This window comes from Marinomonas sp. CT5, assembly GCF_018336975.1.
GTDB lineage: Bacteria > Pseudomonadota > Gammaproteobacteria > Pseudomonadales > Marinomonadaceae > Marinomonas.
This window is the reverse complement of the sequence record NZ_CP025572.1, coordinates 1,891,677-1,908,385: the sequence shown is the minus strand read 5'-3', so window position 1 is coordinate 1,908,385 and position 16,709 is coordinate 1,891,677. Positions and strand designations below refer to the sequence as shown.

Below are 16,709 nucleotides of genomic sequence, written 5' to 3'. Positions count from 1 at the left end.
GTGGATACGTCGGAACAAGCAACGGGAGTGGCATAACCTCCGACGGCGTTAGGATGGCCATCAGATAGCTATCTGATTGAACCACGAGCATAGACTGAAGAAACGGTGTCACGACGTATCAAGTAAGGTCAGCTCTGATAGGGAAAAGCCCTATTAATCTACGGATACCAGCATGATAACCGACGAATTTACTGGCTTCTTCCAATGTGTTCACTCATCTCTTTTGAGCAGTGCAAAAGGTCTATTCATTTAGAAGGAATCGCTGTGTGCTACTTGACGTGGGGAGTCATACCAACGCCCGCATTTGCGGCTGGTTTGGAGCGCAGCGGAAAACCAGTCCGACAACATGCGCTTGTTAGAGTTTTCTACAGGTAAAAACACAATAGCGTGGCGACTCCCATTTGGCTCCATATTTTAGTTGTATATCTTCTTCTGGATAGGTTTCGTCAAAACCATCAATAGCGAAACCAGATTCAACCAGTTTATTGATATACTCTGATAACGGTCTGTGATGGTATGGCACTCCACTAATCGTATTTTTTGAATCTTTAGTGATGGTAAATGACACGTTCTTGGTCATTGGGGTCATATAATTATATTCATCTCCGAAAAAACCCTTATAGCCATTATAAAAACAGGGGTGAGGGATTGAAAAAATAAAATGACCGGTGGCTTTCAGGTGCCGCCCGACTGATTCAAAAAACTCATTAAGGTCATCTACAACGTGTGCAACAAGATGGGAGAAAGCAACCTCATAAAGCTCGTTTTTCTCTAATTCGAGTGAAGTACAGTTCACCAATCTAACATCGGTTAACGACAAGACGTCTTTTGCGACCCCATACATTCCAGCAGAAGGCTCTATTGCTGTAACAGAAAACCCTAATTCAGATAACTCTTTGGAAATATGACCAGTTCCAGCGCCTACTTCCAGAACATTGCTAGGTGAAAGGCTCTTAATACGAGCAACTAAAAGCGGCTTAAAAACCTGGTTGAATGTTAAGTCTGCTCCTGATTCAATTTGCTCTCGACGTATTTGCGCCGAATTGCACCACCTATGCGGCATCGGCCAACTCCTTGGATTTTCTAATTATATCCTTCGCCATCGCAATTATTTGAGGGCCAGAATTGTTGTCAAATATTGTAATTTCATGATCAGGATGGACTCCTCTAGCAATAGCTAACTTTTCAGCACCACTACGTTCACCATTTATTAGGGTAAACCTAGCTTCTGGAGAGATATTTTCATTTGTAATAATAAATGAAGCTCCTCTTAGGCTTTCTTTGAGTGTTGCATTTACTTCTTTGGGAGTGATTATTTCAATTCTAGTACCGTTATTAATTTTCCCTTGAAGCGTAGCTATTAATTTCTCATCGCCAGCCAACCAAGATACCCTATTGCTAACTATCGTAGCGCTTGTTCCTGTTGATATAAAACTTTCCATAAACCTAAGCGTATCAAGAGGTTCTTTGTCTGTCTGAGAGTCAGGAAGATACTTTAGTCCTTTCTTTGCAAGAATCACTATCACTGCAATTATTTCAAGGATAACCGAACCGATCAGTAGTTCTAGGTGGGGTAACTCATTCTTGTCTGAAAAAAACCAAACATACGCGATACCTATAATGGCCATCAAAGCTGTTAGGCCAGTAATAGACAAAAAAAGATAGAGAGTTCTTTTAACTAGATTTTGCACAAGTACTATCCCCCAATTCAAATTTTTTAAAACTCATAGCCAAAATATTCTATATCCTTTTCATAGGCATCTTCGACTAGCCTTCTGCTAAAAGGCGTGTAGCATTCTCTATACTGTGGGTGAAGTGATTTATTTCTAAATGATAGTTTTGCATCAACCCCAATATTGTTACAAACTGTACCGAAATCGTGTTCAAAATTTTCAAATCTACCAACGAAGTCAATGGCTACATTGCCAGAAGAATCACAAAGCATACTTAATTGTAAAATTCTTTCCTCTGACACTCGCCACTCGATATATTCATCAAAGCATCCAAATTTAGCCATCCAGCTGTATGCATAATGATCCGGCCTTTGACGGATATAGAAAAAGTTTGAAACCTGAATATCCCAAGGATTTCTCACGAATGAAAAAGTAAAATACTTTCTAAAAATATCATTACCGACATGATTGGCTATTTCCTGAGCGGAAGCATGCTTTTTGACTAAGCTACTGTTACCTTCGGCGAAATTGGAAAGGGAATGCCTAATGCTTGTCCCACCAACCTTCCATATATGAATAAAAATAAATTTATGAGTGTTGGATAAAAGCACTGTCCCCCCCCAAAGCTCTAACATCTATGGACACCTCGATTTTTGCAAGCAAAATCAAGATCTAACAAGACTCGTTTTGAAGCCATCTATTCGGATTTTTGTTAAAGCACTTTTGGCTTTTATCCCTGATACTATTACTACAAACAAACAGCGCTGACTTGGTTCTAATCATTTTGGCGTTTTCAAAGAAACGATGTTAGTCCCAGAATTTCCAAGTCACGGTCTTACCTATCTTGTCATCACTCTTTTTTACTAAGCAAAACTTGGTGTGTCACTCTTTTAAATTTAGACCGCTTGAGTCTGACATTTTTGGTTTCGTACCAATATCAGCCAAGCAATCCATACTAATTAACCCATTACAATAACCTGACAATACAATGAAAGCCCAGGTAAAACCATAAGACTTTTGTGGGATTGTGGAGATTAGAGACTTGGCAGCAGTATTAAATATGTTATGCGTTTACGAACAACGACATTACGCTGCGCTCATGATGCCCTACGATTAGCTGCGAAGAAGTCAGTTCGACGCAATCCTGATTGCGCGATCTTATGGCGTTTCAGAGTCAGTTGAAAACACCCTTGCTAGCAACAGCAAAAACAATCTATGCCTTACGATAAAAGTCGTCTTGCTATAGTTAACTTAACAGCGTGAGTGAGACGTTTGGGCGATAGCCCGATAGAGAGACCTTTTGGTTACTTTTGTATTTTTCTGAATTAAACGGCGGACAAAAGTTACCCGCTCAGCAGAGCGGAACTAAGCTTGCAAACTAGGAAATGCTGAGAAATGGCAAACAGACTTGAAGATCTAAAATATCCCCCTCCCTAAACCTCGCTTGAAAGACATAAGGAGAGAATAAATACATTTTCAGTCTGAATATAACGACCAAATTTCAGCCAACAAGCCTGTCGATTATGGCGCATTAAGATAAAAACGCACCAAAACTAGGCGTTTTTACGCGTTCGTTTTCTTGCAATAATCACGAGTAGCACGCCACCCAAAACGCTTAACGTGGCGATAACGAGGTGTAAGGTGATGGATTCATTGGCAAAAATCACGCCGCCTAGCGTGGCGATGATAGGAACCAGCAGTTGTAACACGGCCGCCATGGAAGCACTAAGATAAGGCAAAGCCGCATACCATATGGCGTACCCTATTCCAGACATTATTGCACCAGAAGCAATCGCTAGCATAATGCCGTCAAGCTGCGGGCTGTCGGCTTGTGCCGCATTAAACTGAATGGCAACCAAAGCAACCAGCAATATAGGAAGGGTTCGAACAAAGTTGGATGTGGTTGCAAACAATGGCTTGGCCGAGATTTTACCTCGCCATGTGTACAGGCCCCACGCTACGCCCGCTAAGGTCATTAGAACAAAGCCCAATAACGAAGGTGACGACAAGGTCGGTAACACCAAATAAACAAAGCCAGCAAAGGCGATGGCTAAGCCAAACCACTCTAACCACACCAGCTTCTGACCTGCCCACACAGCCAACAATATTAGTGTTAATTGCACCGCCCCAAACAGGATCAAAGCGCCGATTCCCGTTTCCAAGGTGACGTAGGCATAAGAGAAGCCTAAGGCATAGATAAAGAGAGCAAAAGCGGACAGCCAGCTCCCTTCTAACCAGATGGTTTTCAAACCTCTATGACGCTGTTTAAGGCAGTGTATCGCGCTTAATAAAACCAAGGTCACAGCGCCACTAAACAAGCGCCACGTTGTAAATTGAGCGGGATCGATTAGGCCGTTATTTAATGCCAGTCGGCACAAAACAGAGTTCGCCGCGAACGCCAGCAAAGCCAGAATTACAAAGACACATAAACGTAGCAAACTTGTCATCAATCTGTTCAACAGCCTAGTTAGTCTTAGGCATGTGCCTAATATGGAAAAGGCTACTTTTACGCACTGGCACCAGATTTGCAAGCTTCATAGTAACGTCTGTCAGTGATATTTTGATGGACTCAAAAAGGAATCGATATGACAACGCTTTTAATTTTTACCGATTTAGATGGTACTTTACTCGATCATCATACTTATAGCTTTCAACCAGCCAAAGCTGCGATGCAGGCTTTAAAGACATTTTCTATTCCTTGTGTGATCAACACCAGCAAGACATTTGCCGAACTTATATCCCTAAGAGAAGAACTCAACCATCAAGACGCTTTTATTGTAGAAAATGGCTCAGCTGTCTACATTCCAAAACATTTATCCCTTCAAACAGATGAGTTTTTAGAAGATTGTGGCGAATACTGGCGCAAATCATTTGGACCAAAACGTGACGAACTGGTCAAGCTTACCGACAGCAAACAAGCTCAATACACCTTTAAACGCTTTAGTGATCTTTCTTGGCAAGAATTAATGTCAATCACTGGATTAAGTGAAACTAACGCGAAACAAGCCATGCAACGAGAATTTACTGAGCCGATGGTTTGGACAGATTCCAACCTTGCTTTAAATGCTTTACGTGAAGACCTAGCACCATTTGGTGTGCAAATTCAAAAAGGCGGCCGCTTCGCACATCTGATGGGCGAGCATTGCGATAAGGCAAATGCCATGTTATGGCTGAAAGAAGTGTATGAACAACAAAGTGACGAGGACGTTACCACCATGGCATTAGGCGATGGAGAAAACGACGTGGGTATGCTGAGCAAAGCCGACATTCCTGTGGTGATTCGCTCACCCGTTCATGCACCACCAGAAGTTCCCAATCGCACCGATGCTTGGTTAAGCGATGCATACGGCCCAGAAGGTTGGGCACAAGCTATTAATAAAGCATTGAATCAACAAGGTATTTTGTAACTACAGTAAAAAAATAATTCTACTTATAATAATTTTAGGAGAAACACTATGGGCGACTTTCATCAAAACGGTAACATCACCACACTTCACAATTTGGCACACCGTCCGTTAGAAGAAATGGAGAAAGAACTGTGCGAGTTTGCTCAAAAGAGACCGATGTCACTTATTCTACCTTGTCTGTATTCCGAGTTAGAAACAGAGGCTATGCCAAACATTCTTAAACATTTACAGCAAGTTCCCTACTTGTCTGAAATCGTTATTGGCCTAGACAGAGCAACCGAAGAGCAATATCGTCACGCCTTAGAGTTTTTCAGCGTTCTACCACAAAATGTAAAAGTGCTATGGAACGACGGTCCTCGCTTAAGAGAAATCGACAGTGTTTTAAAGGGTGAACACCTTTCGCCTTCCGATCCTGGTAAAGGCCGCAATGTGTGGTTCTGTATGGGATATAACCTAGCGGCCGGCAAAGCAGAGTCCATCGCCATGCACGACTGCGATATCGTCACCTATGATCGCGAACTTCTTGCCAGACTGATTTACCCAGTTGCCAACCCAAACTTTAACTACGAATTTTGTAAAGGTTACTATGCTCGCGCCGCCAACGGGAAAATGAATGGTCGTGTTAGCCGATTATTAGTGACGCCGCTTTTATGCTCTTTGAAAAAGGTATTTGGTCACTTAGATTATCTAGATTATTTGGACAGTTACCGCTACCCACTCGCCGGTGAGTTTTCTTTCCGCCGCGATGTGATGACGGATTTACGCATCCCAAGTGACTGGGGATTAGAGATTGGCGTGTTGAGTGAAATGTATCGTAACTACTCTACGAACCGTTTATGTCAGGTCGATATCGCGGACATTTATGATCATAAACACCAAGATTTGTCTGCCGATAACGACGACGGTGGCTTGTCTAAAATGTCCATCGACATTACCAAAGCCATTTTCAGAAAATTAGCGACAAACGGCACCATCTTTAATCAAGAGACTTTCCGAACCATTAAAGCCACTTATTACCGTGTAGCTCTCGACTTTATTGAAACCTACCGTAACGATGCCGAGATAAACGGTCTAAAATTAGACGTACATACCGAAGAGCAAGCCGTTGAGCTGTTCGCGAGCAATATCATGAAAGCAGGTAATCAATATTTAGAAAACCCTATGGAAACACCATTTATCCCAAGCTGGAATCGTGTTGTTAGTGCATTTCCTGGTGTGATGAAACAACTTGCTCAGGCAGTTGAATTGGATATGGAAGAATACGGTCCTAAAAAATAAAAGCCTACATAAGGTACTCTTTTTTGCTAAGTTGAACGTTACTACGTTACTTTTCAATCACTACAAGACAGGTAAGTAAACATGGAAAATGCTCCTTTGACGCATCTAGAACAACGCTTAATCTCCCACCTGCAGGTCATTTATCCGAGCATGGATCACAAGGATTTAGCAGCTCAATGTTTAGCGACATTTCATCTAGATCCGTCAACTGAGTCTCCTCGTCCCCATAGAAACTTGTGGGATCAATCTGACATTATGCTAATTACCTACGCCGACACCATACGTAAAAAGGAAGAAGCGCCTCTAGAAACCTTACATAAGTTTGTCAAAAATAAATTATCTGATTGTATCTCTGCGGTTCACCTCTTACCGTTTTTCCCCTACAGCTCGGACGATGGATTTAGTGTGATGGATTACACGACGGTCAATCCTTCCTGCGGCCGTTGGTCAGACGTGGTAAACCTCTCCCAAGATTTTAAAGTAATGGGAGATTTGGTCATCAACCATTGTTCAAGTCGAAGCATGTGGTTTGAAAACTACAAAGCAGGCATTGAACCTGGGGCCAGTTTTTTCTATGAAGCCGACCCAAATGTCGATTTAAGTGCCGTAGTTCGCCCTAGAACGTCCCCCCTCTTAAGGGAAGTACAGACAAAAAATGGTGAAAAACATGTTTGGTGTACGTTTAGTCATGACCAAGTAGATTTGAATTTCGAAAACCCAGGAGTGCTATTAGAATTTCTGCGTATTATTCATTTATATCTAGAAAAAGGCATTCGTTGGTTTCGTCTGGATGCCGTGGCGTTTCTTTGGAAAATCCCAGGTACTTCTTGTATCAACTTACCACAGACACATGAAATCATTCGTTTGCTTCGCTTAATGATTGAACATTACGCGCCTGAGTCTGTAATCATTACCGAAACCAACATCCCTAATCAGGAAAACCTCACCTATTTCGGTAATGCCAACGAAGCCCATTTGATTTATAACTTCTCTTTACCACCGTTGTTGATCAATAGTCTGGTGACAGGTAACAGCAGTCATTTAAAACAATGGTTGATGAGCATGACACCGGCGCAACAAGGAACTACTTATCTCAACTTTATCGCCTCTCATGATGGTATTGGTTTGCGCCCAACAGAAGGCCTTCTATCGGAATGGGAGCTGGAAACCCTCATCAATACCATGAAGCGTTTTGGTGGAAAAATAAGCTCCCGGACCACGCCTCAAGGTGAAGCCAAGCCTTATGAAATCAATATCAGCCTATGGAATGCACTGTCAGGCTCAGCCTTACATGGCCCAGATAAATGGCAATTTGCCCGCTTCCTTTGTGCTGCAGGTGTGATGATGGCATTAGAAGGCGTGCCGGCTTTTTACATTCACAGTTTATTCGGCACGGAAAACGATTTAGAACGTGTTGAAAATACAGGACAATTCCGCTCAATCAACCGCCACATATGGGACATGGAAGATTTAGATCATGTCTTAAATACCCCAACCCATAATCAGAAAGTCTTCCAAAGCGTGACTAAGTTGATTCAAATACGTCGAGCACAACCCGCGTTTCATCCCAATGCCACTCAGTACGTCTTGCACATGGGTGAAAACTTGTTTGCTTTCTGGCGCCAAAGTTTAGACAGAAGACAAAGTTTATTTGCGGTTTATAACATGACAGACCAACCGCAGAGCTTCAACCTATCTGAGCTAAACCTTATCGCAACCGATGACTGGACCGACTTAGTATCAGAACAAGTCTATGAAGACCATTTAGCTAAAGTCACCTTAATGCCTTATCAATTCGTGTGGCTAGCCAATAAAAAAGGGAAAATAAAAAGTAGTTAACCACCAATAAAAACGCGACTTTATGGATGCTCCCCACAAAGTCGCGTTTTTTGTCTTCTTAGCAAACGCTATAAATAACTCAATGGTTTACCGTTTTAGAAAACACATTGATCACCACTACGCCAATCACAATCATAGACATGCCAATACAGGCGGGTAAGTCCAGCTTTTCATTGTTAAACAAATAGCCGAATACCGATATCAAAACGATCCCTAAGCCCGCCCATATGGCATAAGTCACACCTGTTGGCATAGAGCGCATAACAATGGACAAAAGATAAAACGACATGGCATAACCCACCACCAAGACAATACTGGGCCCCAATTTGGTAAAGGAGTCTGATGCCTTCAACGCAGTCGTAGCAATGACTTCAGCCAATATTGCCAAAAACAAAATAAAATATGTCATCTGCCCTCCTCTTCCAAGTTAGCTCAAATAAAGCTGATAGTTTATTTAACGCCTTCCAACTCCACCTCTTCGATATCAATGTCTTCGGCTAAAAAGCCTCCAGTTTGATGCGACCAAAGAGAGGCGTAAATGCCTTTATGCTGAAGCAGCTCTTCGTGACTGCCTTGCTCAACAACATGCCCTTTATCCAATACGATCAGACGATCCATTGCAGCGATGGTCGATAAACGATGGGCAATAGCAATCACCGTTTTGCCTTGCATTAATTTATAAAGACTTTCTTGAATGGCCGCTTCTACTTCAGAGTCCAAGGCAGAAGTTGCTTCGTCCAAAATGAGCAAAGGGGCATCTTTTAACAGCACCCGAGCAATGGCGATACGCTGACGCTGTCCGCCTGATAGTTTAATACCACGCTCACCCACCATAGCATCATAGCCAATATTGCCATATGGATCGGTCAACGTCTGAATAAACTCATGAGCCTCAGCTTGCTTTGCTGCCGCAATCATTTCTTCTTCGGTGGCATCGGGTCGGCCATACAACAAGTTTTCACGAACCGTTCTGTGCAATAAGGAAGTATCTTGAGTCACCATCCCTATTTGCCCGCGCAATGAATCTTGCTGAACTTGACTGATGTTTTGTCCATCGATTCGAATCTGACCGGATTCCACATCATGAAAGCGCATTAGCAAGTTCACAATGGTCGATTTGCCCGCTCCAGATCGGCCAACCAATCCTACTTTTTCACCGGGTTTGATCGATAACGCTAAGTTTTCAATGACAGTGCTATCCTGCTTACCATAATGGAAGTTGACCTTATCGTATTCGATCATGCCTTTCGTAACCTTTAAAGAAGGCGCATTAGGTGCATCTTCAATCTCAATAGGACGAGACAAGGTTTTCATACCATCACTCACCATACCGAGGTTTTCAAACAGTGCGCTGATTTCCCACATAATCCACTGGGACATGCCGTTTAATCGCAGAGCCAAACTGACTGCAATCGCAATGGCCCCCACACTGATAATGCTGCCAGTCCACAACCAAATGGCCAAGGCCGCAATCGCAAATGCCAAAATGTAGTTACAACTCTGCACACCCACATTTAACAAGGTGACCAAGCGCATTTGCTTATAGACGGTTTGCAAAAAGCCATCCATGCCATCTTTGGCATAATCCGCTTCTCTTTGATGATGGGAGAAAAGTTTTACCGTAGAGATATTACTATAGCTGTCCACTACTCGCCCCGTCATGATAGAGCGGGCATCCGCTTGATCAGAAGAGACCTTTTTTAGTTTAGGGACAAAGTACATTTGCAATAATACATAACAAACCAGCCAAACTAACATAGGAATCATTAAGCGGTAATCAGCTTTTGCAATGAGTACCACCATGGAAATAAAGTAAACGATGATGTAGACCAAGACATCCAATAATTTCATCACGGTTTCACGGACAGCAAGCGAGGTTTGCATTACTTTGGTGGAAATACGCCCAGCAAACTCATCCTGAAAGAACGACATACTTTGACGCAAAATATAATGGTGGGACAACCACCGAATACGCATTGGATAATTACCCAAAAGAGTCTGGTGAATGATCGCCGAATGCAAGAATGTGGCTAAAGGCATGAGCACTAAAATCATCAAAGACATTAACAGCAAATGCGTGCTTTCTTCGGCAAAAAATGTCTCTGGGTTCTTGTTAATTAACCAGTCAACCAATTGCCCCATGAAGCTGAATAACGTTACCTCTAAAACTGCAATCGCTGCCGTTAATAGCGACATTAAAAACAAAGGCAGCTCAACACCTCTTGAGTAATAACGACAAAATGCAAACAAGGTTTTTGGTGCTTGTTCAGCATTAATATCAGGATAGGCTGGCACCCATTTTTCAAAAAAGCGTAACATGATCTTCCTTACTGGATTAACAAACAGACATCATCAAGAAAACGACATTGCAAAGGTGGATGACGTACAGGGCAAATACCTTGCCCATTAGAAATGGAGATGAAATTGAACCACGTTCCATAAATGAAAACCAGAAAAGATAACCTCTAAATAAAAGTAAAATGAAGCCTTAGCAAGCTTAAAAATAAACAAAAAACTGTATTGAAAGCCTCAAAAACAAAGAAAATAAACATTTTAGGCCTTTTAGTTTTAACTATTTTTATATTAATAATCATCAATCCAGTTTTACTCAGTTCTTGCACAATCAAACTAAACGATAGAGACTAAACCTATTATAATCTGCAATCCCATTACGGATTTATCCGCTCAGCAGATCAATCCAACTAACCATTAAGTTGCCATATGAAACTCACATTCCCTATTGTTTTGGTGCTCGGTCTGTTGTCAGGCCTTACGCCGTTAGCAATTGATGCTTACTTGCCGAGTATTCCAACTATTTCTAAAAGTTTGAATACCGATATCGGCCTTATTCAAATGACGCTCAGTATCTATTTGCTGGTGTTTGCCTTTTTGCAAATCTTATTCGGCCCTATTTCCGACGCGATAGGTCGACGTAAAGTCGTTGTAGGTGGCTTGGCAGTGTTTGCTGTCGGTAGTTTTATTTGCGCGTTAACCCAAAGTTATGAATTACTACTCGTAGGTCGTGCTATCCAAGCGCTTGGTGGCGCTGCAGTAGCAGTATGTGTCCCTGCCTTGGTCAAAGATAGCATGTCGCTTAACCAGTTCGCTAAAGCCATGTCGATGATCATGCTGGTCATGGCATTGGCCCCTTTAGCGGCACCTATTATTGGCGGGGCAATCCTAACCATCCTAAATTGGCACTATATTTTTGTCCTGTTAGGCATTTTAGCCATCCTCTCCATCGTACTGTTTCTTCGTACCATTCCTGAGACATTACCGCCTGAAAAACGCACCGCCTTCTCATTTAGCAACGCGATTCGCAACTACATTATTTTGCTAAAAAATCGCTCTGTAATGGGCTTTATCGTTGCGTCTGCTTTTTATTTTGCGGGTATGATGAGCTTTATAACAGGCTGCTCTTTTGTCTACATCGAGATCTATGGTGTAGACCCAGCGAATTTTGGCTTTTTAGTTGGGGTGAATGTCATCGCTATGATGCTAGCGTCAACCATCAATGGTCGCTACGTTGAGAAACTTGGTACTGAAATACTGACGAAATATGCTATTTACATTCCTTTGGCCGCTTCTATTTGCATGATTATTCTTAGTTTTTTTGATCGTCCACCACTATGGACAATCATCATTACCAGCATGTCATTTATGGGACCAATGGGGATTTTAGGCGGTGGTTTCATGGCTGGTGCACTAAAACACGCAGGTAACAATAACGGCAGTGTTACAGCACTTGCTGGAACGTCCCGCTTTGCCTTTGGCGCCTTAAGCGGTGTGGTAATCAGTATTCTTCACAACGGTACTTTTGTCCCAATGCTTGGCACCATTGCTGCTTGTGGCATAATTGCGTTTGTTTGCTTAAAAGTAACGGTTCGATATGCCGAATCCACCTCTAAGCAGTAATGATTAAACCAATAAATCTAAAATATACATTTTTAAATATCATACGGAGTCCCAATGCTAAGTACTCAAACGCTCATAGAAAAAATCAAATCCACACCTGAGCAAGTACAGTTTAAAGAAGTGATAGATGTGATTGAACGTGAATACGACTTTACCCCTGCGGCGTTTACCAATGGTAAACAGGAAAATGGCATTAATGAAAATAATGGCTCTTGTAAGATTTTTTCTTTCGGCTCAATCCACCAACTTACTGAAGTGGAAACGCTAAACTTATTTGGCGACTTTTATCGTATAGACGTTTTAGAAAACCCTGAAGCAACGGATCACCAAAACATCCGTCAATTCATTGAAAATGGCTGGAGTGGCATTCACTTCACGGCTACAGCTCTTGTTCAAAAGAGCTAATATCAAAACGCCACAAACCTATAAAATGATATGTTGTGGCGTTTATTACCAAACCGAAAACGTCTATTAATACTGTTAATTGTTGAACTCCCCGTCAAGAAAATGCGATAGTGCTCCACACTGCATACTATGAGGTGATTATGGAGTTAGTGGCATTTGATCTAGACGGAACCCTTCTTAATCGGCATCAACGCCTTTCTGAATTCACATTAGACACGCTTGAACGCTTAAAAGCGGCTGGGATCTTTTACACGGTAGCGACTGGCAGAACACACTTTGCTGCTATGCCTTGTATTGAAGGTCATGACTTTCCCAACTGGCAGATATTCAAAAATGGCGTTGAATGGTGGAACCCTCAAAAAAACCTTTATCGCCACAGAAACTTACTCTCCCATAGCCATATCATGGATCTTCTTGCCTCTTTTGAAGAACACCAAATCACCCCCTTTATATTTTGTTTAGAAGACGACGGCTCTCACCGGGTTTACCACTCACCGCTAAATGGTCATTTAAGTGATCATATCGCTAATGAGCTAGGCAACCACAAAAACATGAGCCTTCACCCTATTACTGATTTATCCCACAACACGCGAATCACCAATATTAGTGCCATGGGACGACCTGAGTTTATTGAAAAAATCGTATTAGACAGTCAAAAACACAGCCATCTTACCGCCTATTCTGGCGGTGGAATCTATAACCCTGACGCCTTCTGGTTGGACATTCACCACAGCAATGTCAATAAAGGAGAGGCACTGATGGAACTAAAAGAAGAAATTGGTGCCGAAAGCTTAGTCGTGTTTGGAGACGGGGACAATGACTTATCTATGTTCTCAGCCTCAGATGAAGCCTTTGCAACTGATAATGCATCACTTCATATTAAAGATGCTGCGACCGATGTAATAGGACATCATGATGAAGATGGTGTAGCAAGGTATCTAAGAAAAAGGTATAACTTGTAATATTGAATGCAGGGGTTGAATTAAGTCTAACGTCCTCCATTAATAGCTGTATGGATGAGCCTTTTTCAGATTGCTTTTAACAAAATGTTGGCGAGGACAGCCGTTTAGAAAGGTTTATTAACCAAAAAACAACATAATTGCCTTTACCCCACGATCATTTTGAACCATGATTGTTACAAGAATAATTAGTTTGGAGAAATGCCATGTTTGAATTTTTGTTATTCGTCGCTGCTTGTGCGGCAATTGCTTTCTTGGTAGCCAAGATCCAGAAAAACACAGTACAACCGAAAACAAAGCTACAACCAATTAAAATTGAGCGTGAAGAAGTTCGTCGTCCTGTTCCACGCCATAGACGCCCTTATTAAGTAACGCTTTCTCCATTCTACCCACTTGCCAGATTGAGCTCGCTTCAATCTGGCATTTATGTATTTATCCCATATTCTTTTAGCTTATTAGCGATCGCGCTGTGACTCATATTAACGGCTTTTGCTAGTTTTCTGGTACTTGGAAAACGTGGATAAAGTCGCCTCAAAAGTTCTGCTTCCCATTGTTTCACCGTCACTTCTAGGGAATCATCTATGAGCGCCATGTCATTAATAACAGGATTTTCAGGTAACAAAACCGAATCGGCTTTCCACTCCTCACCTTTCATCGTCAGTAACGTTTGCAGGCAAACGTTTTGCAGCTCTTTTAAATTACCAGGCCAAGAATATAGACCAAGCTTAGTCAAAGCCCCTTTAGAAACAGAGGGGATGGGTATCCGATAGCGCTCCGCTTGAGCCACAATAATTTGATGCACCAAGCCTTCTAAATCTTCTTTTCTATTTCGTAGCGCTGGCATTGGTAACGTCAAGGTCGCCAAAGCAAAGTACAAACTTTTATTCAGTACCTCACTATTGGCCAACTTAGCATGGCTCAACGATGACAAGCTAACCAAGCGAACATTAGTATCCAAACTGGTGCTTTCCCCTGGCTGACGCGCTAGCCAATTGGATAAATCGAGCTGAACTTGCTTATCAAGACACTCAACATCCTCAATCACAAACCAGCCAGACATTTTATCTAATTTAACAATATCGTCTTTACTCAGTTCTGTTCCGTGGCAAGCCACCAGTTGCGCGTCTCTGTCCCCATGATGCTTCTGCCAATACTGAAACAAGGCATTCACTAAATCCCGCTTACCTGTACCAACCTCGCCTTGAATCAGCAAAGGCATAGGTAAATCTGCAAATGCTTTGGCTTGCTGCAAAGTGCGCTTCATAGCTTCACTTTTCATCACCGTTGGCCGGAAATACATTTCCAAATAATGCTCTGCATCTGGCGCTTGTTTTAAGCTCTCAGTTTGCCGATCCAAACGGCTTTTGGACTTTAAATAAATCACTGTGCCAGCTGGGTTCGCATAGCCGTCATCGTCACGAACAAAGATGGGCTTCATTTCCAGCAAGAGGGTTTTATCACGAATGCGAATTCGCTTGCTCATGCCGTCTCGCGGATTTGCCCATTGCTCCTTGGAAACATTAATGCCTTTAATAAATTGCTGTACGGGTTTATGTAGTAAGTTCAACACAGACACATTTAGGTCTTGCGCGGCCAGTTCGGTGACCATGGTGATGTTACCTTTCAGGTCTACGGAAATAACCCCATCTGGAAGAGCCTCTAGCAAGGTATAAAGCGCATTGTGCTCTCTTTCTGAAGGAGTAAACATGACGGTTTTGACATCTTCAACGCTCTCTAAGCGACGAATATCCGCCAATAATTGCTGCAATTTTGAGAAGGGAATATCGGGGAAGCCACAATAAATACAACGCCGCTTGGTATCCACTTCTACTAAGCGCATATCAATACCATGGGGAACAAACAAGTCGAGTGCTTCTCGCACCATGCCTATTCGGTCTTCACATTGTATTTCTAATCTCATTACTTTTCTCTTTAGGACCCTGAAACGGCGGATTTAGAACTGAGTAACAATAAATTTTGCTGAGGAGCAAAACTACCATAAAGAGGCAATACAGCCGCCCCAAGAACCCCCGCCGTATAAGCGGTTTGAGCTATTCGAATCACAGGTAATGGCAACATGCTGTGCGCTTTCAACATTTTTTCAATATAGGTGATCAAAGCATCTAACACGGGCGAAGGCAAACGCCCCCCAATCAGGATCGTTTTTGGGTCATACAATGCAACAACCGATGCCAGTGCAGGCGTCACCTCAAAAGCCACTTCATTTGCCCACTGTTCAATCAGTTTTGCGTATTCAGAACCAGACCATAGATCATCCGTTGCCGGCCATGAAACTTGCTGTTCCGTAAAAAATCGCTTCAAAGACGACAAGGACAAGGCTTCAAGAATCCATTTGCCGTGTTTTCCTGTGGCGGTAGGAATTAAGCCAAAACTACCCGCTTTGCCATGAGCACCAGAGTAACATTCACCATTAGCGACGAAGCTACCACCACACGCTGTACTGATAAAAAGATAAAAGAAATCTCGCTGTACCTCAGAAGCCAACAATAGTTCACTGGTCGCCGCTGCGACAGCGTCATTCTCACAAAAACAAGGCACGCCAGTGAAAGCACTCAACCACGTCTCGAACGCATCCGATTGCCAATAGGCTAAAGCTTCTTTTAAAAGCGTTAAATCTCCCCTTTGGCTAGCATCTGTCACCAAGGTTTCTAACCAAGAATCCATATAGTCAGGTCTGGCTAAGCCTATCCCCTGAACCTTGTTCCAGTTATCTCCTAAAGTGATCTTCACTTCTTCTATTAGGTCAGTAGCAATGGTCTTCGCCAGACTTTCCGAAGGAAAAGACACCGCTCGCTCTAATAGCAAAACGCAAGCACCGCTAAAATCGAGCAAAGCCGCACTAATATGATCTCGGTCGACATTGATCCCTAACCCATAGGCCCCCGCTTTATTAATGCTGAGTTTTATCGAAGGTTGACCACGGCGACCTGTAACTTTGCCATCAACTTGTAACAGCGCCCTTTCCAACAAGGATGACGTAATGACAGAAATCGTCTGAGCACTTAGTCCAGTATATTCTGCAATTTTTACTCGAGAAATTTCAGGGTGTTGTCGGACTAAATGAAGAATAATGCGCTCATTATAAATACGACTCTGCTCAGAAGTACTACCTGACGATTTCATATAACCCTACTCTCATATTGAGTCCATAAACTAGTAGCATTCTATCTGCTTCATTCCTGACATTCAGTAAAGATCTCAATGAATGAATT

General features: G+C 42.4%; 15 protein-coding genes. 7 read left to right on the top strand and 8 right to left on the bottom strand.

Annotation, left to right across the window (positions count from 1 at the left end; genetic code table 11):
• Positions 1-355: 355 nt before the first annotated feature.
• The 4 genes from C0J08_RS08895 to C0J08_RS08880 all read right to left on the bottom strand — a co-directional run bounded on the left by C0J08_RS08895 (position 356) and on the right by C0J08_RS08880 (position 4,120).
• A complete protein-coding gene (locus tag C0J08_RS08895; RefSeq protein WP_212655786.1) occupies positions 356-1,063 on the bottom strand; it encodes a class I SAM-dependent methyltransferase in 708 nt (235 codons plus the stop codon).
• The gene (locus tag C0J08_RS08890) at positions 1,053-1,691 is read right to left on the bottom strand and encodes a hypothetical protein (RefSeq protein WP_212655785.1); all 639 of its coding nucleotides are present in this window, start codon (positions 1,689-1,691) and stop codon (positions 1,053-1,055) included. The genes C0J08_RS08895 and C0J08_RS08890 overlap by 11 nt, the downstream gene beginning before the upstream one ends.
• 26 nt (positions 1,692-1,717) lie before the next feature.
• The gene (locus tag C0J08_RS08885) at positions 1,718-2,308 is read right to left on the bottom strand and encodes a sulfotransferase family 2 domain-containing protein (RefSeq protein ID WP_212655784.1); all 591 of its coding nucleotides are present in this window, start codon (positions 2,306-2,308) and stop codon (positions 1,718-1,720) included.
• A gap of 918 nt (positions 2,309-3,226) precedes the next feature.
• Positions 3,227-4,120 carry a DMT family transporter gene (locus C0J08_RS08880; RefSeq protein WP_212655783.1) on the bottom strand — a complete coding sequence of 298 codons (894 nt, stop codon included), beginning with the start codon at positions 4,118-4,120 and terminating at the stop codon, positions 3,227-3,229.
• A gap of 138 nt (positions 4,121-4,258) precedes the next feature.
• Between C0J08_RS08880 and C0J08_RS08875 the strand changes: the two genes are divergently transcribed.
• From C0J08_RS08875 to C0J08_RS08865, 3 genes are all read left to right on the top strand, one after another.
• Entirely contained in the window at positions 4,259-5,080 is an 822-nt protein-coding gene (locus tag C0J08_RS08875; protein ID WP_212655782.1) for an HAD-IIB family hydrolase, read from the top strand.
• Between the two features lie 48 nt (positions 5,081-5,128).
• Positions 5,129-6,358: a glycosyltransferase family protein gene (locus tag C0J08_RS08870; RefSeq protein ID WP_212655781.1), complete on the top strand. Its 1,230-nt coding sequence runs from the start codon at positions 5,129-5,131 to the stop codon at positions 6,356-6,358.
• 81 nt (positions 6,359-6,439) lie between these two features.
• Positions 6,440-8,197 carry an alpha-amylase family glycosyl hydrolase gene (locus C0J08_RS08865; protein ID WP_212655780.1) on the top strand — a complete coding sequence of 586 codons (1,758 nt, stop codon included), beginning with the start codon at positions 6,440-6,442 and terminating at the stop codon, positions 8,195-8,197.
• A gap of 79 nt (positions 8,198-8,276) precedes the next feature.
• Here the strand turns inward: C0J08_RS08865 and C0J08_RS08860 are convergent, their stop codons facing one another.
• Positions 8,277-8,606 carry a DMT family transporter gene (locus tag C0J08_RS08860; protein ID WP_212655779.1) on the bottom strand — a complete coding sequence of 110 codons (330 nt, stop codon included), beginning with the start codon at positions 8,604-8,606 and terminating at the stop codon, positions 8,277-8,279.
• 41 nt (positions 8,607-8,647) lie between these two features.
• Entirely contained in the window at positions 8,648-10,516 is a 1,869-nt protein-coding gene (locus tag C0J08_RS08855) for an ABC transporter ATP-binding protein (RefSeq protein ID WP_212655778.1), read from the bottom strand.
• A 402-nt stretch (positions 10,517-10,918) separates the two neighbouring features.
• Between C0J08_RS08855 and C0J08_RS08850 the strand changes: the two genes are divergently transcribed.
• From C0J08_RS08850 to C0J08_RS08835, 4 genes are all read left to right on the top strand, one after another.
• Entirely contained in the window at positions 10,919-12,112 is a 1,194-nt protein-coding gene (locus C0J08_RS08850; protein ID WP_212655777.1) for a Bcr/CflA family multidrug efflux MFS transporter, read from the top strand.
• A gap of 54 nt (positions 12,113-12,166) precedes the next feature.
• Positions 12,167-12,517 (top strand): HopJ type III effector protein, encoded by a 351-nt coding sequence (locus tag C0J08_RS08845; protein WP_212655776.1) that lies wholly within the window; start codon positions 12,167-12,169, stop codon positions 12,515-12,517.
• Positions 12,518-12,627: 110 nt separating this feature from the next.
• Positions 12,628-13,479, top strand: a complete 852-nt coding sequence (locus tag C0J08_RS08840; protein WP_249344600.1) for an HAD hydrolase family protein — start codon at positions 12,628-12,630, stop codon at positions 13,477-13,479.
• A gap of 203 nt (positions 13,480-13,682) precedes the next feature.
• On the top strand, positions 13,683-13,844 hold the full coding sequence (locus tag C0J08_RS08835; protein ID WP_212655775.1) for a hypothetical protein: 162 nt from the start codon (positions 13,683-13,685) through the stop codon (positions 13,842-13,844).
• 56 nt (positions 13,845-13,900) lie between these two features.
• Here C0J08_RS08835 and C0J08_RS08830 read toward each other — a convergent pair whose 3' ends face one another.
• Both C0J08_RS08830 and C0J08_RS08825 read right to left on the bottom strand, forming a co-directional pair.
• Complete coding sequence (locus tag C0J08_RS08830; protein WP_212655774.1) at positions 13,901-15,397, bottom strand: TyrR/PhhR family helix-turn-helix DNA-binding protein; 1,497 nt, start codon at positions 15,395-15,397, stop codon at positions 13,901-13,903.
• Positions 15,398-15,408: 11 nt separating this feature from the next.
• On the bottom strand, positions 15,409-16,620 hold the full coding sequence (locus tag C0J08_RS08825) for an ROK family transcriptional regulator (RefSeq protein ID WP_212655773.1): 1,212 nt from the start codon (positions 16,618-16,620) through the stop codon (positions 15,409-15,411).
• Between the last annotated feature and the right edge of the window lie 89 nt (positions 16,621-16,709).

What these genes read in the sequence shown, in the direction of transcription:
- C0J08_RS08865 (WP_212655780.1), top strand. Translation starts at nt 6,440, where the DNA reads ATGGAAAATGCTCCTTTGACGCATCTAGAACAACGCTTAATCTCCCAC.
- C0J08_RS08855 (WP_212655778.1), bottom strand. Translation starts at nt 10,516, where the DNA reads ATGTTACGCTTTTTTGAAAAATGGGTGCCAGCCTATCCTGATATTAAT.
- C0J08_RS08825 (WP_212655773.1), bottom strand. Translation starts at nt 16,620, where the DNA reads ATGAAATCGTCAGGTAGTACTTCTGAGCAGAGTCGTATTTATAATGAG.
- C0J08_RS08830 (WP_212655774.1), bottom strand. Translation starts at nt 15,397, where the DNA reads ATGAGATTAGAAATACAATGTGAAGACCGAATAGGCATGGTGCGAGAA.
- C0J08_RS08870 (WP_212655781.1), top strand. Translation starts at nt 5,129, where the DNA reads ATGGGCGACTTTCATCAAAACGGTAACATCACCACACTTCACAATTTG.
- C0J08_RS08880 (WP_212655783.1), bottom strand. Translation starts at nt 4,120, where the DNA reads ATGACAAGTTTGCTACGTTTATGTGTCTTTGTAATTCTGGCTTTGCTG.
- C0J08_RS08885 (WP_212655784.1), bottom strand. Translation starts at nt 2,308, where the DNA reads ATGTTAGAGCTTTGGGGGGGGACAGTGCTTTTATCCAACACTCATAAA.
- C0J08_RS08850 (WP_212655777.1), top strand. Translation starts at nt 10,919, where the DNA reads ATGAAACTCACATTCCCTATTGTTTTGGTGCTCGGTCTGTTGTCAGGC.
- C0J08_RS08860 (WP_212655779.1), bottom strand. Translation starts at nt 8,606, where the DNA reads ATGACATATTTTATTTTGTTTTTGGCAATATTGGCTGAAGTCATTGCT.
- C0J08_RS08895 (WP_212655786.1), bottom strand. Translation starts at nt 1,063, where the DNA reads ATGCCGCATAGGTGGTGCAATTCGGCGCAAATACGTCGAGAGCAAATT.
- C0J08_RS08835 (WP_212655775.1), top strand. Translation starts at nt 13,683, where the DNA reads ATGTTTGAATTTTTGTTATTCGTCGCTGCTTGTGCGGCAATTGCTTTC.
- C0J08_RS08845 (WP_212655776.1), top strand. Translation starts at nt 12,167, where the DNA reads ATGCTAAGTACTCAAACGCTCATAGAAAAAATCAAATCCACACCTGAG.
- C0J08_RS08875 (WP_212655782.1), top strand. Translation starts at nt 4,259, where the DNA reads ATGACAACGCTTTTAATTTTTACCGATTTAGATGGTACTTTACTCGAT.